Annotated in this window: 18 protein-coding genes; 9 read left to right on the top strand and 9 right to left on the bottom strand. The window is 62.6% G+C overall.

All coding sequences use genetic code 11. The features are described from left to right. Window positions 1-162: 162 nt before the first annotated feature. Window positions 163-849, top strand: a complete 687-nt coding sequence (locus RFM41_RS10445) for a TerC family protein (protein ID WP_320245169.1) — start codon at window positions 163-165, stop codon at window positions 847-849. Window positions 850-1031: 182 nt separating this feature from the next. After that, on the top strand, window positions 1032-2345 hold the full coding sequence (rimO, locus tag RFM41_RS10440) for a 30S ribosomal protein S12 methylthiotransferase RimO (RefSeq protein WP_320245168.1): 1314 nt from the start codon (window positions 1032-1034) through the stop codon (window positions 2343-2345). Window positions 2346-2426: 81 nt separating this feature from the next. Here rimO and RFM41_RS10435 read toward each other — a convergent pair whose 3' ends face one another. From RFM41_RS10435 to RFM41_RS10400, 8 genes are all read right to left on the bottom strand, one after another. Next, window positions 2427-3494, bottom strand: a complete 1068-nt coding sequence (locus RFM41_RS10435) for a BMP family ABC transporter substrate-binding protein (protein ID WP_320245167.1) — start codon at window positions 3492-3494, stop codon at window positions 2427-2429. A 51-nt stretch (window positions 3495-3545) separates the two neighbouring features. Next, the gene (locus RFM41_RS10430; RefSeq protein ID WP_320245166.1) at window positions 3546-4466 is read right to left on the bottom strand and encodes an ABC transporter permease; all 921 of its coding nucleotides are present in this window, start codon (window positions 4464-4466) and stop codon (window positions 3546-3548) included. After that, window positions 4466-5596 (bottom strand): ABC transporter permease, encoded by a 1131-nt coding sequence (locus RFM41_RS10425; RefSeq protein WP_320245165.1) that lies wholly within the window; start codon window positions 5594-5596, stop codon window positions 4466-4468. Before RFM41_RS10425 ends, RFM41_RS10430 begins: the two co-directional genes overlap by 1 nt. Beyond that, window positions 5593-7170 (bottom strand): ABC transporter ATP-binding protein, encoded by a 1578-nt coding sequence (locus RFM41_RS10420; protein ID WP_320245164.1) that lies wholly within the window; start codon window positions 7168-7170, stop codon window positions 5593-5595. Before RFM41_RS10420 ends, RFM41_RS10425 begins: the two co-directional genes overlap by 4 nt. A 247-nt stretch (window positions 7171-7417) precedes the next feature. Then, window positions 7418-8395, bottom strand: coding sequence for a quinone oxidoreductase family protein (locus RFM41_RS10415; protein ID WP_320245163.1), 978 nt, complete (start codon window positions 8393-8395; stop codon window positions 7418-7420). Between the two features lie 74 nt (window positions 8396-8469). Next, window positions 8470-9288 carry a phosphatidylcholine synthase gene (gene pcsA, locus RFM41_RS10410; protein WP_320245162.1) on the bottom strand — a complete coding sequence of 273 codons (819 nt, stop codon included), beginning with the start codon at window positions 9286-9288 and terminating at the stop codon, window positions 8470-8472. Continuing rightward, window positions 9285-9899 carry a DUF1326 domain-containing protein gene (locus RFM41_RS10405; protein WP_292422716.1) on the bottom strand — a complete coding sequence of 205 codons (615 nt, stop codon included), beginning with the start codon at window positions 9897-9899 and terminating at the stop codon, window positions 9285-9287. The genes pcsA and RFM41_RS10405 overlap by 4 nt, the downstream gene beginning before the upstream one ends. A gap of 11 nt (window positions 9900-9910) precedes the next feature. Continuing rightward, the gene (locus RFM41_RS10400; protein ID WP_320245483.1) at window positions 9911-10801 is read right to left on the bottom strand and encodes a DUF2182 domain-containing protein; all 891 of its coding nucleotides are present in this window, start codon (window positions 10799-10801) and stop codon (window positions 9911-9913) included. 101 nt (window positions 10802-10902) lie between these two features. Here RFM41_RS10400 and RFM41_RS10395 point away from each other — a divergent pair, with 101 nt between their 5' ends. Both RFM41_RS10395 and hspQ read left to right on the top strand, forming a co-directional pair. Continuing rightward, window positions 10903-12114, top strand: coding sequence for a UbiH/UbiF family hydroxylase (locus RFM41_RS10395; RefSeq protein WP_320245161.1), 1212 nt, complete (start codon window positions 10903-10905; stop codon window positions 12112-12114). A gap of 225 nt (window positions 12115-12339) precedes the next feature. Continuing rightward, window positions 12340-12663, top strand: coding sequence for a heat shock protein HspQ (gene hspQ, locus RFM41_RS10390; RefSeq protein WP_320245160.1), 324 nt, complete (start codon window positions 12340-12342; stop codon window positions 12661-12663). Window positions 12664-12758: 95 nt separating this feature from the next. On the opposite strand, the gene RFM41_RS10385 is transcribed toward hspQ, so the two are convergent. Next, entirely contained in the window at window positions 12759-13379 is a 621-nt protein-coding gene (locus tag RFM41_RS10385; protein ID WP_095765425.1) for an invasion associated locus B family protein, read from the bottom strand. A 293-nt stretch (window positions 13380-13672) separates the two neighbouring features. On the opposite strand from RFM41_RS10385, the gene RFM41_RS10380 reads away from it, so the two are divergent. The 5 genes from RFM41_RS10380 (at window position 13673) to mgtE (ending at window position 20862) form a co-directional block, all read left to right on the top strand. Beyond that, a complete protein-coding gene (locus tag RFM41_RS10380; RefSeq protein ID WP_320245159.1) occupies window positions 13673-15493 on the top strand; it encodes an extracellular solute-binding protein in 1821 nt (606 codons plus the stop codon). 37 nt (window positions 15494-15530) lie between these two features. After that, complete coding sequence (locus tag RFM41_RS10375) at window positions 15531-16214, top strand: DsbA family oxidoreductase (protein WP_320245158.1); 684 nt, start codon at window positions 15531-15533, stop codon at window positions 16212-16214. Between the two features lie 158 nt (window positions 16215-16372). Continuing rightward, entirely contained in the window at window positions 16373-16870 is a 498-nt protein-coding gene (locus RFM41_RS10370; RefSeq protein WP_320245157.1) for a DUF6252 family protein, read from the top strand. Window positions 16871-17226: 356 nt separating this feature from the next. Beyond that, window positions 17227-19116, top strand: coding sequence for an ABC transporter ATP-binding protein/permease (locus RFM41_RS10365; protein ID WP_320245156.1), 1890 nt, complete (start codon window positions 17227-17229; stop codon window positions 19114-19116). A gap of 381 nt (window positions 19117-19497) precedes the next feature. After that, a complete protein-coding gene (mgtE, locus tag RFM41_RS10360; RefSeq protein WP_320245155.1) occupies window positions 19498-20862 on the top strand; it encodes a magnesium transporter in 1365 nt (454 codons plus the stop codon). Window positions 20863-20995: the final 133 nt, after the last annotated feature.

The following is a 20995-nucleotide window of genomic DNA, read 5'->3' as shown; positions in this document are numbered from 1 at the left end:
GGCCGCGCCCCTTGCCGGCAACCACGCGAAATCCTTGAGGGCTTGCGCCGGCGACGTTGTTTTCCGGCAATGTCCGAGCCTGCGGCTTGACGCCGGTGGACCATGCCTTTAGGCCCGTCCGGGTAAAGGGCTACGCTCATTTCAGGCAAGGATTTCTAGTCGATGGAAATATTCACTGCCGCAGGCCTTTCAGCTCTCCTCCAGGTCGTCGCAATCGATCTCGCCCTCGCCGGCGACAACGCAATTGTGATCGGCCTCGCGGCAGCCGGCCTTCCTGCGGATCAGCGCAAGCGCGCCATCCTTGTCGGCATCGCGGCGGCCACTGTCCTGCGCATCATCTTTGCCTTGATCACGCAATGGTTGCTGAGCATCGGCCCGATGCTGCTTATCGCCGGCGGGCTGCTCCTTCTGTGGGTGTGCTGGAAGATGTGGCGCGAATTGCGCGTCAGCCATGAGGATGAGCGCGACGCGACCGAGGCGCTGTCGAACGGCGACTACAACAAGGATGGCAGGATCGCCGGCAAGACGCCGCGCAAGAGCTTCTCGCAGGCGGCCTGGCAGATCGTCATAGCCGACGTCTCGATGTCGCTCGACAACGTGCTCGCGGTCGCCGGCGCCGCCATGAAGCATCCGACCGTGCTGATCATCGGGCTGGCCCTTTCGATCGCCCTGATGGGTTTTGCCGCTTCCTTTGTCGCGCGTTTGCTGCACAGGTATCGCTGGATCGCCTATATCGGCCTGCTGATCATCTTGTACGTGGCGATCAACATGCTGCTCGGAGGCGCCGTGCAACAGTTTCCCGACCATTTTGCCTTCCTGACGCCCTGGTTCGGACCGGACGGCCACTGACGCTCGTTAAGAGGATACGTTGCCGGCGCGTCTCTTGCCCCGGCCGACCGGCAGGTTTGCTTCTGGGCCGAAGCGTGCTATTGCGCCGCGCGAAATGGCTCAAAGCCGAGCGCCGTAGATCGATCTTAAGAGCCTGAGGCTCAATCCTCGATCTCGCTCTCACCTCTTGGAAAACAAAATTTATGTCCGCCCCACGCGTCAGTTTCGTCAGTCTCGGATGCCCGAAAGCGCTCGTCGATTCCGAGCGCATCATCACGCGGCTCCGCGCCGAAGGCTACGAGATCGCGCGCAAGCATGACGGCGCCGACCTCGTCGTTGTCAACACTTGCGGCTTCCTCGATTCCGCGCGCGACGAGTCGCTCAATGCCATCGGCTCCGCCCTTTCCGAAAACGGTCGCGTCATCGTCACCGGCTGCCTCGGCGCCGAGCCGGAGGTCATCCGTGAGAAGCATCCCAATGTGCTGGCGATCACTGGTCCGCAGGCCTATGAGAGCGTGATGGCGGCGGTGCATGAGGCCGCTCCCCCCAGCCACGATCCCTATGTCGACCTGTTGCCGCCGCAGGGCGTGAAGCTCACGCCGCGCCACTACGCCTATCTGAAGATCTCCGAAGGCTGCAACAACCGCTGCACCTTCTGCATCATCCCGGCGCTGCGCGGCGATCTCGTCTCGCGCCCGGCCGCGGACGTGCTGCGCGAGGCCGAGAAGCTCGCCAAGGCCGGCGTCAAGGAGATCCTCGTCATCTCGCAGGACACCAGCGCCTACGGCATCGACATCAAATACCAGACGTCGATGTTCGGCGACCGCGAGGTGCGGGCGAAATTCCTCGACCTCGCCGAGGAGCTCGGCAAGCTCGGCATCTGGATACGCATGCATTATGTGTACCCCTACCCGCATGTCGCCGACGTCATTCCGCTGATGGCGAAAGGAAAGATCCTTCCCTATCTCGACATTCCCTTCCAGCACGCCTCGCCGCAGGTGCTGAAGAACATGCGCCGTCCCGCCCATGGCGAAAAGACGCTGGAGCGCATCCGCGGCTGGCGCGACGTCTGCCCGGACCTCGCGATCCGTTCGACTTTCATCGTCGGTTTCCCCGGCGAGACCGAAGACGATTTCCAGATGCTGCTCGACTGGCTGGACGAAGCAAAGATCGACCGCGCCGGCTGCTTCAAATACGAACCGGTCAAGGGCGCGCGCTCCAACGACCTCGGGCTCGAGCAGGTGCCTCAGGAGGTCAAGGAAGCGCGCTGGCACCGTTTCATGCAGCGCCAGCAGAAGATCTCGGCAACGCAGCTCGCCAAAAAAGTCGGCAAGCGCTTGCCGGTGCTGATCGACGAGGCGCACGGCACATCGGCCAAGGGCCGCACCAAATACGACGCGCCGGAGATCGACGGCTCGGTGCACATCCAGTCGCGGCGGCCGCTGCGCGCCGGCGAGATCGTCACCGTCAAGATCGACCGGGCGGACGCTTACGATCTTTACGGCTCGGCGGTCTGATCGTCGCCGACAGCGAGGCATGCCAAATGAAAAAGGGCGCCGAACGGCGCCCTTTTCTTTTTGATATCAGTAACTTGTCGCTTATTGCGGCAGCTTGTCGTCGATGCCCTTGACGTAGAAATTCATGCCGAGCAGCGTGCCGTCGTCGGCGACCTCACCGTCCTTCAGCCAGGGCGAGCCATCCTGCTTGGCGATCGGTCCGGTGAAGGGATTCCAACCGCCGGCGATCTTCTTCTCGGTGGCTTCCGCCATCGCCTTCACGTCGTCGGGCATGTTGGTGTAGGGCGCGAGCTTGACCGCGCCGTCCTTGATGCCCAGCCACACATTGTCCGGCTTCCAGGTGCCGTCGAGCGCGGCCTGGACGCGGCTGATGTAATACGGGCCCCATTCATCGGTCAGCGAGGTCAGCTGCGCGTTGGGCGCGAACTTGATCATGTCGGACGACTGGCCGAAACCATGCAGCTTGCGCTCCTCGGCGACCTGCAGCGCGGCGGTCGAGTCGGTGTGCTGGACGATGATGTCGGCGCCCTGGTCGAACAGCGCCTTGGCGGCGTCGGCTTCCTTGCCCGGATCGAACCAGGAATTCACCCACACGATCTTCACCTTGAAGTCGGGATTGATCGACTGCGCGCCGAGGATGAAGGAATTGATGCCCATCACCACTTCCGGGATCGGGAAGGAGACGATGTAGCCGGCGAGGCCCTTCTTCGATTCCTTGGCCGCGATCTGGCCGAGCACGTAGCGGCCCTCATAGAAGCGGGCGTTGTAGATGCCGAGGTTGTCGCCGGTCTTGAAGCCGGTTGCATGCTCGAACATCACCTTGGGGAACTTCTTGGCGACCTTCACCTCGGCATCCATGAAGCCGAATGACGTGCCGAAGACGATCTTGCAGTTCTCGCGCGCCAGGCGCTCGAAAGCGCGGTCGGCGTCGGGACCTTCCGACACGTTTTCGAGATAGGCGGTCTCGACCTTGTCGCCGAGCGCCTTCTCGACCTCGAGGCGGCCCTGGTCGTGCTGGTAGGAATAGCCGAAGTCGCCGATCGGACCCGTATAGACCCAGCAGGCCTTGAGCTTGCCGGCGGCCTCGGCGGTTGCCGCCAGCGACAGGGCCGCAGTCGTGGTCATCAACGCAATAAGCAGTTTTTTCATTGTGTTACCTCTCTGAGTTAAGCCTTGGAGCTTCCCGTCTTTTTGTTGTTGTCAACGATCCGGAACGAATGGCTGCCCCAACGAAGCCGGCGTGTTCATCATCGTCAGCCGCTTGTTGCGGGAGATTAGAACGAGAACCACGATGGTTGCCAGATAGGGCAGCGAAGAAAGAAACTGCGAAGGCACCGGAATGCCAAAAGCCTGTGCATGAAGCTGGCCGATCCACACCGCGCCGAAGATATAGGCGCCGGCCAGCACCCGCCACGGGCGCCAGGACGCGAACACCACCAGCGCCAACGCGATCCAGCCGCGGCCCGCGCTCATGTTCTCGACCCATTGCGGCGTGTAGACCAGCGACAGGTGTCCGCCGGCCAGGCCGGCGCAGGCGCCGCCGAAGATCACGGCCAGATAACGGTAGCGGATGACCTTGATACCGAGCGCGTGCGCCGACGTATGGCTGTCACCGATCGAGCGCAGCGTAAGCCCCGTGCGTGTCCTGAACAGGAACCACATCACCGCCGCGGTCAGCGCGATCGAGATGTAGAAGACCGGATCCTGGCCGAAGATCAGCTTGCCGACGACCGGGATCGAGCTGATCACCGGGATGTCGAGATTTGGCAATCTCACGCCCGGCTGGCCGACGAAGCTGGTGCCGATCATGCCGGAGAGGCCGAGGCCGAGCAGTGTCAGCGACAGGCCGGTCGCCACCTGGTTGGTCGCGAGCGACAGCGTCATGACGGCAAACAGCAGCGAAAACAGCGCGCCGGCGATGATGGCGGCAAGCAGGCCGATCCACGGCGACCCGGTGAGGTAGCCGGCGCCGAAGCCACCGACGGCGCCCATGATCATCATGCCCTCGACGCCGAGATTGAGCACGCCGGAGCGCTCGACCACCAGCTCGCCGATCGCCGCGATCAGAAGCGGCGTCGCCGCGGTCGCGATGGTCAAAAGGATGTTGACGGTGATGTCCATCAGCGGGCCTCTCCGAGCTTGGGCGCTGCTTCGAGTTGCGCAGCGCCGTTCGGCTTCGTCAGCGCCATGCCGATCAGCCGAATGCGGTAATGGATGAGCGTGTCGCAGCCGAGCACGAAGAACAAAAGCATGCCCTGGAAGACGCGCGCCACCTTGTCGGAGATGCCGAGCGCGCTCTGCACCGCCTCGCCGCCCAGATAGGTCAGCGCCAGCACGAGGCCCGCGGCCACGATGCCCAGCGGATTGAGGCGACCAAGGAAGGCAACGATGATGGCGGTGAAGCCGTATCCGGGCGAGATCACCGGCTGCAACTGGCCGATGGCGCCGGAGACTTCGGAGATGCCTGCCAGACCGGCGAGCGCCCCGGACAGAAGGAAGGTGAAGAACACCATCCGGTTGAACCCGAAGCCGGCGAAGCGCCCTGCCCTCGGGCTTGAGCCCAGAACGCGCACCTCGAAACCTTTCAGCATGCGGCTCATCATCAGCCAGATCGCCACGGCGGCCACCAGGGCAAAGACGAAGCCCCAATTGGCGCGGCCGGCATCGGGCATCAGCTCGGGCAGCACAGCGGAATCGCCGAACTGGATGGTCTGTGGGAAGCCGTGGCCTTGCGGATCGCGCCACGGACCGCGCACCAGCCAGTCGAGAAAGAGCTGCGCGACATAGACCAGCATCAGGCTTGTGAGGATCTCATTGGTGCTGAAGCGGGTCTTCAAAAGCGCCGGGATCGATGCGTAGAAGGCACCGCCGACCATGCCCAGCAGAAGCATCAGCGGGATCACCAGCGGACCTTCAAATTGCGGGAACAGCACCGGGATGATCGAGCCGAAGATCGCGCCGAAAATGAATTGCCCTTCGGCGCCGATGTTCCAGATGTTGGCCTTGTAGCAGACCGACAGGCCGACCGCGATCAGGATCAGCGGAGCCGCCTTGATCGCAAGCTCATGCAGCTGCCAGACCTGGCTGATCGGCTCGACGAAGTAGATCTCGAAGGCATTGAGCGGATTGACGCCGAGCAAGGCGAACATGATGGCGCCGGCGATCATCGTCAGCGCGAAGGCGATAAAGGGCGACAGCACCGAGAACAGCGCCGAGCGCTGCGGGCGTTTGACGAGTTCGATGCGCATCATGCCACCTCCAGGCTGTGTTCGGCGTGGCCGGGTTCGGCGCCGCCCATCAACAGGCCGATCTTCTCGAAAGTCGCGTCGGCGATCGGCAGCGGCGTCGACAATTCTCCGTTGTGCATGACGGCGATCGCGTCCGACAGCTCGAACAATTCGTCGAGGTCCTGGCTGATGACGAGGACCGCCGAGCCGCTGCGGGCAAGCTCGATCAGGGCCTGGCGGATGTGCGCGGCGGCACCGGCATCGACGCCCCAGGTCGGCTGGTTGACGACCATGACGCTCGGCTTGCGGTCGAGCTCGCGACCGACGATGAATTTCTGCAGATTGCCGCCCGAAAGTGCTGCCGCCTCTGGATCGGGCGCGCTTTTGCGCACGTCCATGGCTTTGATGATGCGCTGGGCGGCGCTGTAAACCGCGCCGCTCCTGACCATGCCGGCCGAGCCGACGAAAGCCTTGCCGTCGGTGGCGTGGCGGGACAGAAGCAGGTTTTCCGAAAGCTTCATGCGCGGCGCCGCGCCATGACCCAGGCGCTCTTCGGGCACGAAGGCGGCCCCCATCAAGCGGCGACCGGTGATCGGCAGGCCTCCGGCATCCTTGCCGCGGATGCGCACGGAACCGGTATCCTGCTGCAGCACCTCGCCGGAGACGGATTCGAAGAACTCGCCCTGGCCGTTGCCGGCCACACCAGCGATGCCGATCACTTCGCCGGCGCGCACGCTGAGATTGATGTTCTTGAGCGGGATGGCGAAGGGCGTCGCCGGCTTGCGGCTGAGGCCGCGGATTTCCAAGAGCGCCGGCGCCGTTTCGATACCTTCGGCCGGCGCACGCACCACCGCCTTCACCTCGCTGCCGACCATCATGCGGGCGAGCGATGCAGCCGTCTCCTCACGCGGATTGCAGTGGCCGACGACCTTGCCGTGGCGAAGCACCGTGGCGCGGTCGCAGATGCGTTTGACCTCTTCCAGCCGATGCGAGATGTAGAGGATCGATTTGCCTTCCAATCGCAGGCGCTCCAGCGTCTCGAACAGCTTGTCAGCTTCCTGCGGTGTCAGCACCGAGGTGGGCTCGTCGAGAATGATGAGCTGCGGCGTCTGCAGCAGGCAGCGGATGATCTCGATGCGCTGGCGCTCGCCGACCGAAAGGTCGCCGACCAGCGAATCCGGATCGAGCGGCAGGCCATAGCTGTAGGACAGCGCCCGCGCCTTCGCCGCGATGGTGCTGATCGGCGAACCGTCATTGAGCGAGAGCGCGATGTTCTCGGCCGCCGTCAGCGCCTCGAACAGCGAGAAATGCTGGAACACCATGCCGATGCCGAGCTTCTTGGCCACGCCCGGGCTGGTGATCTTGACCGGCTTGCCGTCCCAGAAGATCTCGCCCGAGTTCGGTTCGAGCGATCCGAACAGCATCTTGACCAGTGTCGATTTGCCGGCGCCGTTCTCGCCGAGCAGCGCGTGGATCTCGCCCTTCGCGATATTGAGATCGATGTGATCGCACGCCGTCAGCGCGCCGAAAATCTTGGTAAGGCCACGAACCTCAAGCAGGTTCGCCCTGTCATGATTTGCACTCACAGTGCCTCCCATCCAGTTTCCCGGATATGTTCTGTGTTCCCGAAAGCATGGTATGCGCGGCCGGCTCCCATCGGAAAGCAGCACCCAACTTGAAAGAGCTTCAAGAATTTCTGCGGAAACTCAAGGGCTAAGATAGACCTCTTGAGAACAACGGCAAATCCGCATCGCTTTTCGGGCAAGCTATGCCTTCGGGCACGGCAAGCCGCTGAAAAACAAGGCAGCCGGCTATGGTGCCGAAAGGTGTGAACGGTGAAACGCTCTAGGGAATGAGGACCGTCGTTCCCGTCGTCTTGCGAGCCTCGAGATCAGCTTGCGCCTTTGCGGCGTCCTTCAGCGCATAGCGCTGGTTGATCTTGATCTCGACGGCGCCGCTCTTGACCACGTCGAAAAGCGCTTCGGCCGACTTCACCAGATCTTCGCGCCTGGCGTTGTAGACGAACAGCGTCGGCCGGGTTGCGTAGATCGAGCCCTTCTGCGCCAGGAGCGACATCGAGAAAGGCGGGATCGGCCCGGACGACTGCCCGAAGCTGACGAACATGCCGAGCGGCCTCAGGCAATCGAGCGACGCCGGAAAAGTGTCGGCGCCAACGGAATCGTAGACGACGTCGCATTTCTTCCCGCCCGTAAGCGCCGCGACGCCGGCGACGAAATCCTGCTCCTTGTAGTTGATGACGTGATCGAAGCCATGCGCCCGGGCAAGCTCGATCTTGTCGGCGGAGCTCGCGGTGCCGATCACGGTCGCGCCGAGATGCTTTGCCCACTGGCCGAGGATGAGGCCGACGCCGCCGGCCGCCGCGTGGTAAAGAATCGTGTCGCCGGCCTTCACCGGGAAGGTCCGGCGCAGAAGGTATTCGGCCGTCATGCCCTTCAGCATCATCGCCGCGGCCTGCTCGTCGCTGATGCCGTCCGACACTTTGACCACGCGGTCGGCGGCGATCACCCGTTGCTCGGCATAGGCGCCCACATTGACGGCATAGGCGATGCGGTCGCCCGGCTTCAGCCAGTCGACGCCGGTGCCGAGCGCCAGCACGACGCCTGCCGCCTCGCCGCCCGGGATCAGAGGAAAACCACCGGGTGGCGGGTAAAGCCCGGAGCGATAGTAAACGTCGATGAAGTTGAGGCCGATCGCCGTGTGACGGATCAGGATCTGGCCTTCTCCCGGCTGGCCGGGATCGGCATTTTCATAAGTCAGGACCTCGGGGCCGCCATTGGCGTGAATACGGACTGCCTTGGACATCGCTCAACTCTCCGAAGGTTATGGACAGGATCTGGTGCATGATGCGGAAAGATCATGCTTCGGCAAAAGCCAGTTCAGGATTTCCTGGCGCCCAGATTGGGGAACATCTGCATGATGCCGCCGATACTGGCGAGATAGAGGCCGGTGATCGTGATGCCGATCTTGGTGAAGTCGCTGACCTGTTCGCTGAGAACGCCGATCTTGTCATAGAAGGCTGCAAGGGCTGCCTGTGCCAGCGCCAGCGCGCCGAAGGCACACCACAAAAGCGTCATCCCGAGATTGACCGGCCGCAACCTCACGACGCGCACCGGATGGATGAAGTTGATCGGCACGAAAGTGAGGATGCCGGCGACCACCACCACGGCAAAAGACACCCATTGCCCGGGCTCGATGACGAAGAGCGTGAACACCACCATGTTCCAGACGACGGGGAATCCCTTGAAGAAGTTCTCCTTCGTCTTCATGCCGGTGTCGGCATAGTAGATCGCGCTGGAGACGACGATGATGGCCGCCGACAGGAAGGACAGGTTCTCGCCCATGAGGCCGCGCTGATAGAGCGCGAATGCCGGAATGAGCACGTAAGTGACATAGTCGATGATGTTGTCGAGGAGTTCGCCCGACCATGTCGGCAGGATTTCCTTGACCTCTAGCTTCCTGGCGATCGGGCCGTCGATGCCGTCGACGAACAGCGCCAGCCCAAGCCACCAGAACATCGCCGTCCAGCGTTCCTCGCTCGCCGCCACAAGCGACAGGAAGGCAAGGAACGATCCTGACGCCGTGAGCAGATGCACGGAGAACGCGCGCGCCTGCGGCCACGTCACCTTCTTCTTCGGCAACGGGATCCGCTGCGCGATCTTTTTCGCCGCTTTCCTGGCCGTTGTGTTCTTGCTCACGGTCCCCGCCAGTCCAGCTTGCAGATCTCGGCCGAGCGGCCGGCGAAATTCCAGTTGCGGCCAAAGGCGCGCATCTTGCTCTTGTCGGACTTCGCCACGATGATCTCCGGCGCGATCCAGTATTCGGAATTGGTGATCACCGTATCCTTCTCGCGGTCCTTGCCGGGGATAGGCGTCACCGCGCCGTCGATGATCTTCGGTATCTGGAAGACGCGCGTCTTGTCACGCGTCTCATAAGTGATCGGCACCTGCTCGACGCCAAGGAATTTCCCGACGAGGATCGACAGCAGCGAGGTGGTGCCGCCGGCCTTGCCGGTGAAGATCTTGGTCAGCGCCTTCACCGCATAGACCGAGGCGCGCTTGTCGATGAACAGGCCGGCCGTCCAGTTGCCGCGGCTCATGTAACCGGGGATCTCCATGACCAGGCCGAGATTGAGGCCGGAAAGGTCGACTTCGCCGAAATGGCCCGCGTCGATGCGGAAGCCGGCCCAGGTCTGGCAGTAGCCTTCTGTCGGCGGATGGCTGCCGAGCGACAGCACGCAGGGACAGAAAACCGTGCAATTGCAGGAGAGTACCAGCTCCCCTTTCATTGCCCAGCTTTGGTCGGTCATCGAATTCTCCCTCACGCCGAAACTAATAGCAGGGCCACCGCCCACACAAGCAGTATCGCACCGGCAACCCGGCTGGCCACCCTGCCGGCGGTCTGTTTTTCGATCAGTGTGAACAGGCCGATCAGCGCCATCCAGAAGACGTTCATCGCTCCGACAGCGAACATCACCAGCATCAGCGCCCAGCAGCAACCGAGGCACCAGACGCCCTGCTCCAATCCCAGGCGGAAGATGCGGGCCGGTTTCGCGCTCCAGTTGGCGAACAGGATCGAGAACGGGTTGCGGCACTTCTCCAGGCATGCCTGTTTCAGGCCGCTGAATTGATAGAGGCCGGCGACAAGCAGCGCCGCGACACCAGCAAGGCCGACGGCGGGATCGAGCATCCGGCCGGAACCGGCAAAGGCGTAGACCGCGAGCGTCAACATCGTGAAACCCATGGACGCGGCAAGCCATGTGGTGAGATACCCGGCGACAAGCACCAGCGGATGAACGACGGGCTCGCCCTTCATCCTCGCCGTATCGGCGATTTCGCAATAGGTGCGGATCAAAGGCGCCGCCGAAGGCAGCATTGTCGCCACGGCCATCAGGAACCACATCAGCACAAGCGCCGATGCTTGCACGACGGCCGGGCCGGCAAGCGGTGCCGGCGCGAGGCAAAGAGTGAAGAACCGGTCCAGGAAATCCGGCAACGGCAGGCTGGGCAGATTTTTCAGCAACATATCGCCGGGCGCGCCGGCAGGGCGGCTTTCGGCACCGCGGATCGCCATCGCGCCGAGAAGGAACCAGGCAAAGGCAACGCCGATACCAATCGTGAGCGTGACCGCGAGACGCGGGCTGCGCGCGACGTCCGCCGTCGCGCGGCCCGCGCGGTCGAGATGGCTGAAATCATGCTGCTCGCCGCTCATGACAATCGAATGGGCTGAATCGCCGCGTTGATCAAGCCGGCTGATCTGCCCTATATCCAGATAAAGGCCCGACGGGTCGCCTCTCATTGTGGAAGCCTGGCGTGGAGCACAACGACAAAGCCCGCATCCTGGTTGCTGGCAGCGGTCCGGCCGGCCTGATCGCGGCGCTCGGCTTCGCCGAGGCCGGCTTCGACGTGACGCTGGTCGGCCCTGAAGCCAACACCGCCGATGGCCGCACCACAGCCCTTATGAATCCCGCCCTGAAAGTCCTTGACCGGCTGGGCGTCCTTGCCGAGCTGAGGCCGCAGGCCGCGCCGCTCAAGGTGATGCGTATCGTCGACGCAACAAGGCGGCTGATCCGCAGTCCAACCGTGACTTTCCGCGCCAGCGAGATCGACGAGGAACAGTTCGGGCTCAATCTGCCGAACAAGGCTCTCATCCCCATCCTCGCCAGGGCTGTTTCAGCTCATGATGGCATTCATTGGCTGAAATCCACCGTCGAGTCCTGGAGGCTTGACGCCGACCAGGCCCATGCCAGGCTGGCTGACGGCAGCGAAGTCTCGGCGTCGCTGGCGGTCGCCGCCGATGGCCGCCTGTCTCCGGCGCGGGAAGCCGCAGGCATTCGCGCCTCCGCGCGGTCGTATCCGCAGTCGGCGCTTGTCCTCAATTTCGGCCACCGCAGCGAGCACGGCTTCGTCTCGACCGAATTCCACACCGAAACGGGGCCGTTCACGCAGGTGCCGCTGCCCGGCCGGCGCTCCAGCCTTGTCTGGGTGGTGAAGCCGGAGACGGCGCAGGAGCTGGCGGCGCTCGACGATGCCACCTTGTCGACGCGTATCGAGGAACAGATGCAATCGATGCTCGGCCGGGTCTCGGTCGAGCCAGGTCGCCAGGTCTATCCGTTGTCGGCGGCCTCGCCCGGCCGTTTCGCGCAAAACCGCGTGGCGCTGGTCGGTGAAGCAGCGCATGTGTTTCCGCCGATCGGCGCGCAAGGCCTCAACCTCGGCATCAGGGATATCGAAGATCTGATTGGAATCGCGAGTGAAAACAGCAGCGATCCCGGATCGCGCCGGACCCTCGCCGCCTATGACACGAGACGCCGGCCCGACATATGGGCGCGCAGCGGCGCGGTGAACCTGCTCAACATGTCGCTCTTGTCCGACATGCTGCCGGCGCAGCTGGCGCGCAGCGCCGGGCTCAATGCGCTTGGCAGCTTCGCGCCGCTACGCGCCTTCTTCATGCGCGAGGGGCTGCGGCCGGGCAGCGGCTTTCGCGCCATTGCCGGCGGGCTGCGCAAACCGACCGCGCACTAGAAGCCGATCGCCGCGTGTTTTCAGTCCGTCTGCGAAACCTTACGCGTAGCCCATCCGTGGCTTGCAGCATGGAGCGCGGCAATTGAATTGCGGCTAACCCTGCGCCAAATAGGCCCAAGCCGAAAGTCGGGGTCGATTTTTGGCCGCGTGACGTGTAAAATCAATCTCTTAGGCGCCTTGCGCGCAGCCACGAAGGGGCGCCTCGGAACCTAAGTGGTGAACGTGATGAAAACGGCCAAATTCTCGATCGGGCAAGTGGTTCGCCACAGGCTGTTTCCGTTCCGCGGCGTGATCTTCGACGTCGATGCCGAATTCGCCAACACCGAGGAATGGTACGAAGCCATTCCCGCCGACGTGCGTCCGCGCAAGGACCAGCCTTTCTACCATCTTCTGGCGGAGAATTCGGAGACCGAATACATCGCCTATGTGTCGGAGCAAAACCTGCTCGAGGACCGGTCCGGCGAGCCGGTGCGGCATCCGCAGATCGGCGAGATGTTCGACAAGCTCCCGGACGGCCGCTACGAGCCGAAGCGCCAGTCGAAGCACTGAAGCGCAAAGCACATCGCCCAAGGCGGACAGCGCCTTGGCAACAAAAAAGCGGGGCATTTGCCCCGCTTTTTTGTTCTGAAAACGCGCTTCCGCGATCAGTTCGCGGTCTTGGCCTTGTCCTGCTCGTCCTTGAGCTTCTTGGCGAAGTCCTGGTTGTTCTTGGCGACGAAGTCCTGCAGCTTCTTCTGCCGGTCCTCGATGTCCGACTGCTGCAGCGGCGGGCCGTCATAGGCGCCGCTGAAGCCGGTGAGCGCGATCTTGATCGGGTTCGGCTGGTTCTGGAAGTTGATCGAGGTGAGCGTGATCCCCTGCCCCTTCTTGAAGGAAGCGACGAGCTGGTCGCTCAGCGGCACCTCCGCCACGCAGCGATCCGGGAAGCAGATCACATAGTCGAGCTTCTGCGCCTTGCCGGCATCGATCTGCAGCGCGATGCCGGGAGGCACGAGGCGGCCGGTCGGGACCGTGACCTGGAAGACCTTGCGGTTCACCTTGCCCTTGAGCTCGATCAGGCTGACGCCGGTGACGAGCTGGCCGTTGCCGGCGGTGACGATGTTCTGCACGTTGCAGATGTCGACGTCTTCCTGCTTGGTGCAGGCCTTGAACCAGCCCTGAGGAATCTGCGGCTGCTGTTGGGCCGAGGCGGTGAAAAGCCCGGCGCCCAGAACGCCGACCACGCCTGCGGCCAGCACCGAAAGGCGGTACGCGTTGATCGTCATATGGTGCACTTTCCTCTCAAATGATCCCGGGGACCGGCTTCTTCGTGCCGTGTGGTCCAGCTACCTGTTGCCCAAATGAGGCAACAGGATGACTTCGGAGCGCGTGTTACACTGCCAGCGGCGTCGAATCCAGCCCGGTTTCCGCGATTTCTTCGCGGTTTCCTCTCCCGTTGGCGAGCATATCGGCGATGGAGCGGCTGAACCCGATTCCCGCTGGCACGCCGATTCAATCGGATAGCGAAATGCTCTACGGTGCATGGCGAATCACAAAGCCGCCCGGCAAGGAGACGGTCATGGACCGCGTTCTCGTTCGGCTGATCGCCGCAACGTCGTTTCTGGCTCTTTCGCTCCTTCCGGCACAGTCGGAGCCGAAGCACGGCATTGCCATGCAGGGCGAGCCGGCGCTGCCGCCCGACTACAAGCATTTCGACTACGTCAATCCGGACGCGCCAAAAGGCGGAAGCGTCACCTATTGCGTCGTCGGCTCCTTCGACAACCTCAATCCCTTCATCCTGAAAAGCCTGCGCACCACTGCGCGCGGCATGATCGATACGGTCTACGGCAATCTCGTCTTCGAGCCGTTGATGCAGCGCAACTATGACGAGCCTTTCAGCCTCTACGGACTGCTTGCCGACAGCGCCGACATGGATCCGGACCGCAAGAGCATCGAGTTCCATCTCAACCCCAACGCAAAATGGTCTGACGGCCAGCCGGTCACGCCGGAGGACGTGCTCTTCACCTACGACGTCTTCGCCGAGAAGGGGCGCCCGCCCTACAGCGACCGCATGAGCATGATCGCCAAGCTGGAGAAGACCGGCGAGCACAGCGTGAAGTTCATCTTCAACGACAAGGCCAACCGTGAATTCCCGCTGATCATCGCGCTAACGCCGATCGTCCCGAAGCACGCCTTCGACAAGGACACGTTCGACAAGACCACGCTGAAGCCGCTGATCGGCAGCGGTCCCTACACTGTAGACAAGGTGCTGCCGGGGCAGCGTATCGTCTTCAAGCGGAATCCGGATTACTGGGGCAAGGACGTCCCGTCCAAGCGCGGCTTCGACAATTTCGACCAGGTCACCATCGAGTATTTTCTCAACGCCAACGCCAAGACGGAAGCGTTCAAGAAAGGCATCTGCGCCCTCGATGACGAGACCGATCCGGTCAAGCGTGAGCGCGACATCGACTTTCCGGCCTTCCGAAAGGGCGATGTGAAGGAAGAATATTTCAACACCGGCATCCCCCCGGTGGTGACCGGCTTCCTGTTCAACACCAGGCTGCCGAAATTCGCCAATCCGGTCGTGCGCCGCGCGCTCGGCATGCTCTACGACTTCGAATGGGCGAACAAGAACCTGTTCGGCGGCAAGTTCAACCGCACCATGAGCTATTGGCAGAATTCCGAGTTGTCCGCGCTTGGCCATCCGGCCGACGATCGCGAAAAGGCGCTGCTTGCCCCCTACCCGGATCGCGTGCCGCCCGACGTGATGGACGGCACCTGGCACCCACCGGTGACGGATGGTTCGGGCCAGGATCGCAAGGTGCTTAAAGCTGCCTTCGAATTGCTGAAGAGCGCCGGCTTCCACGTGCAGGACGGCAAGATGCTCGACCCGCAGGGAAATCCCTTCAGCTTCGAGATACTGACCTCCTCGCAGGACGAGGAGCGGCTGGCCGCCATCTACCAGCGCACGCTGGAGAAGATCGGCATAGGTGTCAGCATCCGCACCCTCGACGGCGACCAGATCCAGTCGCGCAAGCAACGCTATGACTTCGAGGCGCTGATCGGCACGAGCGGCTTCAGCAATTCGCTGTCGCCCGGCAGTGAGCAGCTCGGCCGCTGGGGATCGGTCGCCGCGAAGACGGAAGGATCGTTCAACCTCGCCGGCGTCGCCGACCCGGCGATCGACGCCGTGATCGACGCAATGCTCAACGCCCGGACCAAGGAAGACTATATCGCCGCGGTGCGCGTGCTCGACCGGCTGCTGATCTCAGGCAACTATATCGTGCCGATGCAATACAACACGCAGCAATGGCTCGCTTACTGGAGTTATCTGGAACATCCGCAAAAGACCCCCATATTCGGCTATCAGCTGCCGACCTGGTGGCGAAAGCTCAACTGACCAACCCAACCCAATCGGGCCCGAACAGGAGACGAGCATGAGCGCCGAGAACTCCATCACCGTCGATGTCGTGTCCGATGTCGTCTGCCCCTGGTGCTTCATCGGCCAGAAGCGGCTGGACACGGCCATCGCTTCTACAAGTGATGTCGACGTGCATGTCCGCTGGCGGCCGTTCCAGCTCGATCCGACCATCCCGCCTCAGGGCATGGATCGCCGCCAATATATGCTCGGCAAGTTCGGCAGCGAGGAACGCATCCAGCAGATCCACGCGCGCATCGAGCCGCTCGGCGAGGCCGAGGGCATCCATTTTGCCTTTGGCGCCATCAAGGTCGCCGCCAACACGCTGGATGCTCATCGCGTCATCCGCTGGGCCGGCGCCGCCGGTGAAGATGTGCAGAACCGGCTGGTTGGCCGCCTCTTCCAGCTGAATTTCGAGGAAGGCGTGAACATTGGCGACCATGCCGTGCTGGCGAAGGCCGCAGGCGAGGCCGGCATGGATGCGTCCGTGGTCGAGACGCTGCTGCCGACCGACGCCGACGTCGAGGCAGTCCGCAACGAGATCGCCACCGCTTCGCGCATGGGCATCACCGGCGTACCCTGCTTCCTGCTCGAAGGCAAATATGCGGTGATGGGCGCGCAGGATGCCGACACGCTTGCCGACGCGATCCGCCAGGTGGCCCAGGCCAAGGCGCGCGGCGAGCTGGAAACCACCGCAGGCTGAGTGTTTCTTCCACGCAATTCCGGACGGCAAGCCGTCGCGCATTTTTCCTGGATCGCCCCTATTTAACAGTCGGCTCGCCACACACGATCTGGTGAATCGCCTTGAACACGGCGCTAAGCTAAAACCCGCAAGGGTTTAGCTGATTTGAGGGGCACGAAATGGCGGTCAGGCGTCGCGCACTGTTGCTGCTGTGCTTGCCTCTCGCCTTCGGCCTTCCGCTGACATTGCAGCATGTGTCCGCCGAGGAAGCCGTCATGTCGGCGACCTTCGAAAGTAAACCCTGGACAGCGTCTTTCACCCTGGCCCAGACGATGCAGATGGCCGGCAAGCCGATGCTGAACCTGTCGGGAACCGAGCAGGGCTCGCCGACCATGACCTTCAATTCGATGCTGGTGCTCAAGGATCCGAACGACCTTGCCGGCAGCTATAAGCTCAAGACCGGGTCGACCGCGAACAGCGCCAATTTCAACATCCTCGATGCCGGCGCCATGGTCGGCCATGTCCGTTTCGCCATTGGCGAGATCGTCATCGACAAATACGACCCCGCCGCAAAGACAGTTTCCGGTCATTTCAGTGCTTCGGGAAAGGGCGAATCGAACAAGCTTGAAGAGCTCACGGACGGTAAATTTTCGGGCATTCCGGTCACCGCGCAGTAGTCATTTCGGCAGATTGGCACCTCTCTTTCGTTCACAAACTCGTGTTTTTTGCTTCCGTTGGGGAAGCTTTTTGCCGGCTGGCATAATTACCTTTAACATACTGGAATAAAAGCCAAAATCGGCTCGATGAGCGGCCCCTCGGCACAGCTCTTCTGTTGCCATCGCGCCACGGCGGGTAACCCTGTTCACATTCTCCGGCAGAAAATTAATGGAAAATGATCAATTGGTGTTACCCTGTGTAACAAAACTAGAAAGGTTTGGGCGGGATCGTGACTGAGGTCGGTAGACCGCAACGTACAGTACCGGAGCAAACATCCAACGAGGCAAAGGCCTCGTCCCTGACGCCGGTATCGTCGATGCGTACATTCTGGGGGCTGATGCGAGCCTACTGGTTCTCCGACCGGTGGAAGGAAGCCTGGACCCTCACCATCGTCATCGCGCTGCTGACGGCATTATCCAGCAAGGCCGGCGTCTGGTTTGCCGTGGCGTTGGGCGAGTTGGGCAACTCGATCGCCTTCCTCCACGACGCAGCCAACCCCCACCCCTTGCAGACCATTCTGACCAATGCCGGTATTTTGGTGCTGTTGGTTGTGCTGAAGGATGCCGGCTTCACCGGCGTGCGCAATCTCGTTTCAACGACGTTGCACCGCAAATGGCGAGGCTGGCTGAACAACCAGTTCAACCAGGCCCTGCTCGACGGCAACCATACCCATTTCCATGCGCAGCACGGCTCGGTGGCGGGCGGCATCGTCGCTCCGGACAACATCGACCAACGCATCCAGGAATCGATCAAGGACATGACCGGCGGCGCTATCGGGCTTGCCATGGGCGTGCTGGGTGTCGCGACTTCGCTCTATTTCATCGGCGAAAACCTGATTGGATCCTCGGTCGAGGTTAAGGGCCTGGAATTCCTGGGCAGCTATGGCACAGCGGTGCTAGCCTTCCTCGCGGTCGCCACCTACGTGCCGCTGAACACCTGGATCGCCGTCAAGCTCGGGCGAATGCTCGAGCGGCTCAATGTGCGCATGCAGCAGGCCGAGGGCAGCTACCGCAGCGAGCTGACGACATTCCTGCGCCGCAGCTTCCATGTCGCCGCCTCGCATGGCGAGGGCGTGCAAAAGTCGATGCATGACAGGCTCTATGTCGATATCGACAAGACGTGGGGGCGGCTCAATGTCGTCAACACCAGCTACACGTCGTTCGAGCTGATCTACAATTTCGTCGGCGCCCGTATCGTTGCCTATGCCCCGGGCCTCGTGTCGTTCATCCATAACCGCCTGGACTACAAAGGCTACATCACCGGCTCCGAAATGGTCGCTCAGTTGATCAGCCAGTGCTCTTGGTTTATCCACGTGATGCCGGCGATCGCGACGCTAAGGGCCAACAGCCAGCGCGTGACCGAACTCGCCAACGCCATCGAGAACGTCCAGCACCCGCGGGTATTCTATCAGCAGACCGGCCGCTCCGACTTCAGCTACGCCAGCCAGAATCCGGTGTTCGGCCTGACCATCCAGAAGCTCGAGCTGGCGCATCAGGGCGAGGACGCGACGCCCTTCCTCAGTGCCGCCAATCTGCGCTTCCGCCGCGGCGAATGGACCTTCCTCAAGGGCGAGTCCGGCTGCGGCAAGACCTCGCTGATCAAGGCGATCAACGGCCTGTGGCCGTATGGCCGTGGCACAATCGTCTTCCCGGAGGGTGTGACGAGCTTCTACGCCGCTCAGGAGGTCAAGCTGCAGCAGGTCTCGCTGAAGCAGCTCGTCTGCCTGCCGGGTTCCGAGAACGACCACAGCGATACGCAGGTCGCGGCCGCCCTGCACAAGGCTGGCCTGGGCGACTTTATCGAACATCTGGCCGACGAGAGCCGCGAGGGCAAGACCTGGGACCAAGTGCTTTCGGGTGGCCAGAAGCAGAAGCTGGTGGTCGCGCGCATCATTCTGCGGCAGCCGGGGCTTCTCTTCCTCGACGAAGCGACCGGCGCGCTCGATCCTGAAGGCAAGATCGCCTTCCACCAGGCGATCAAGGACAATTGCCCGAACGTCACCGTCATCAGCGTCATGCACGAGGCCGTGGCGCCGCGCTCGCTTTCCGGCGAGGAATTCTACCACAGCGTGGTTTCGATCTCCGACGGCGTGGCCACCAAGAAGCCGCTTGCTCCCAGCCTGCCGCGCGAGCTCACCACAATTCTCACCCAGCCGCGGCCGGTCGAGGACAAGTGGCTGCGCTTCCGCCGGCTGAAGCAGAAATAACAGTCATACCAAGCCTTTGGGTGAGGCGATGGCTGCGCCAGAGGGCGCCGCCGATCACAGTCTCGCGATCAGCGCAATCCGCGTGCGTTTTCCAATGCTTCGCGATTGACTCGGCAAAAACCGCTCCTATGTTGCGCCCGCTCGCCAAATTCAAACCTACAGCGCCGCGCGTCGCTTGGACGGGCAAAAGACGCTGTAGAAACTTAGAATTTGCGCATGATCCTTTCCGAAAATCGAAACCGATTTTCGGGGTCATGCGCGAACCCCGCGAGCAGAAAGGTCAACCCGCCATGCCTGGCGACAGTCACAGTCGAACGCAACCGCCGTCCGCCCTGACGTGACCTGATGGCTCACGTCCTGCCGGACGGCAAGGAGTGAGCCATGAACGAATTCGCACCCGTACTGGACGACGAAGCCGTCGCCGTCGCCCGTGTTCTAGCCAACGATCACGTCGCTGACGTCGTCGAAGCCCTCAACCACGAGCCCCGCGAGACAGCCATCGAGCTGCTGTGCGCCGTGCCGTTCGAGCGTCTGGTCGAGATTTTCGACCAGCCGGAACTCGAAGCAGCGCCCGAGCTAGCCGAGGCCCTGCCCCGCCCCAAGGCGAGCAAGCTTTTGACCGCCATGTCGGTCGACCGCGCGGCCGACATCCTGCGCGAGTTGGACGAACCGGCCCGCTCTGAGCTGCTCGGCGCCTTGGCGCCGCCGCTGCGCGCGACGCTGCTGTCCATCCTGGGATACCCGGAGGGCAGCGCCGCCTCGATCATGACGACGGAATTCGTCAGCGTGCCTTCCGACTGGACCGTGGGCCGCACGCTCGACTACATCCGCAAGGTCGAGCGTACGCGCGAAACCATCTACGCCATCTACATCGTCGATCCGGACACGCAGCTCCTGCTGCGTTCGACCGGATTGCGCCGGCTGATCACCGGCAACCCGGAGGATTCGATCCTGTCGGTGGCGCCCGACCGCATGCCGGTGACGGTGACGCCGCTCACCGACCGCGAGAACCTGGCGCAGACCATCTCCAAATACGACCTGCTCGCCTTGCCTGTCGTCGACCACGGCAGGATCCTGGGCATCGTTACCGTCGACGACATCATCGACACGATGATCGAGGAGACGACCGAGGACGTGCATCGTTTCGGCGGCATGGAGGCCCTGGACGAGCCCTATATGAAGATGAGCTTCCTCGCCATGATCCAGAAGCGCGCCGGCTGGCTCTGCGCGTTGTTTCTCAGCGAGATGCTGACGGCCAACGCCATGCAGAGCTACGAGAGCGAGCTGGAACGGGCGATCGTGCTCACCCTTTTCATCCCGCTGATCATGAGTTCCGGCGGCAATTCCGGCTCGCAGGCGACGTCGCTTGTCATCCGCGCGCTGGCGCTGCGCGAGATCGGGCTGCGCGACTGGTGGCGGGTGGCGCTGCGCGAGTTGCCGACCGGGGTGGTGCTCGGCTCGATCCTCGGCATCGTCGGCATCTGCCGCATCGGGCTCTGGCAGTATTTCGGCTTCTACGACTACGGTCCGCACTGGATGCTGATTGCGGCGACGGTAGGCGCGGCGCTGGTCGGCATCGTCACCTTCGGCTCGCTGTCGGGATCGATGCTGCCCTTCGCGCTGAAGCGGATTGGTTTCGACCCAGCGAGCGCCTCGGCGCCGTTCGTCGCTACGCTGGTCGATGTCACCGGGCTGGTGATCTACTTCTCGGTGGCGCTGGTGATCCTGCGCGGCACGCTGCTGTAGACTTGGGACTTATCGCCGCCAGTCATGCCGGCGGCGGTTTCCCGATCCGGGGCTTAAAGCATGTCTCCCGAAAGTGGGAACCGGTTTCGGGATAAAGACATGCGCAAAATCAAAAACCTAAAGCGTATGGAGC

Source organism: Mesorhizobium vachelliae (genome assembly GCF_033977325.1).
Taxonomy (GTDB): domain Bacteria; phylum Pseudomonadota; class Alphaproteobacteria; order Rhizobiales; family Rhizobiaceae; genus Mesorhizobium; species Mesorhizobium vachelliae.
Note: the sequence above shows the minus strand (reverse complement) of the source record. Positions and strands in the feature narration are given on the sequence as shown.

What these genes read in the sequence shown, in the direction of transcription:
- RFM41_RS10445 (WP_320245169.1), top strand. Translation starts at nt 163, where the DNA reads ATGGAAATATTCACTGCCGCAGGCCTTTCAGCTCTCCTCCAGGTCGTC.
- rimO (WP_320245168.1), top strand. Translation starts at nt 1,032, where the DNA reads ATGTCCGCCCCACGCGTCAGTTTCGTCAGTCTCGGATGCCCGAAAGCG.
- RFM41_RS10435 (WP_320245167.1), bottom strand. Translation starts at nt 3,494, where the DNA reads ATGAAAAAACTGCTTATTGCGTTGATGACCACGACTGCGGCCCTGTCG.
- RFM41_RS10430 (WP_320245166.1), bottom strand. Translation starts at nt 4,466, where the DNA reads ATGGACATCACCGTCAACATCCTTTTGACCATCGCGACCGCGGCGACG.
- RFM41_RS10425 (WP_320245165.1), bottom strand. Translation starts at nt 5,596, where the DNA reads ATGATGCGCATCGAACTCGTCAAACGCCCGCAGCGCTCGGCGCTGTTC.
- RFM41_RS10420 (WP_320245164.1), bottom strand. Translation starts at nt 7,170, where the DNA reads ATGGGAGGCACTGTGAGTGCAAATCATGACAGGGCGAACCTGCTTGAG.
- RFM41_RS10415 (WP_320245163.1), bottom strand. Translation starts at nt 8,395, where the DNA reads ATGTCCAAGGCAGTCCGTATTCACGCCAATGGCGGCCCCGAGGTCCTG.
- RFM41_RS10405 (WP_292422716.1), bottom strand. Translation starts at nt 9,899, where the DNA reads ATGACCGACCAAAGCTGGGCAATGAAAGGGGAGCTGGTACTCTCCTGC.
- RFM41_RS10400 (WP_320245483.1), bottom strand. Translation starts at nt 10,801, where the DNA reads ATGAGCGGCGAGCAGCATGATTTCAGCCATCTCGACCGCGCGGGCCGC.
- hspQ (WP_320245160.1), top strand. Translation starts at nt 12,340, where the DNA reads ATGAAAACGGCCAAATTCTCGATCGGGCAAGTGGTTCGCCACAGGCTG.
- RFM41_RS10385 (WP_095765425.1), bottom strand. Translation starts at nt 13,379, where the DNA reads ATGACGATCAACGCGTACCGCCTTTCGGTGCTGGCCGCAGGCGTGGTC.
- RFM41_RS10380 (WP_320245159.1), top strand. Translation starts at nt 13,673, where the DNA reads ATGGACCGCGTTCTCGTTCGGCTGATCGCCGCAACGTCGTTTCTGGCT.
- RFM41_RS10375 (WP_320245158.1), top strand. Translation starts at nt 15,531, where the DNA reads ATGAGCGCCGAGAACTCCATCACCGTCGATGTCGTGTCCGATGTCGTC.
- RFM41_RS10370 (WP_320245157.1), top strand. Translation starts at nt 16,373, where the DNA reads ATGGCGGTCAGGCGTCGCGCACTGTTGCTGCTGTGCTTGCCTCTCGCC.
- RFM41_RS10365 (WP_320245156.1), top strand. Translation starts at nt 17,227, where the DNA reads ATGCGTACATTCTGGGGGCTGATGCGAGCCTACTGGTTCTCCGACCGG.
- mgtE (WP_320245155.1), top strand. Translation starts at nt 19,498, where the DNA reads ATGAACGAATTCGCACCCGTACTGGACGACGAAGCCGTCGCCGTCGCC.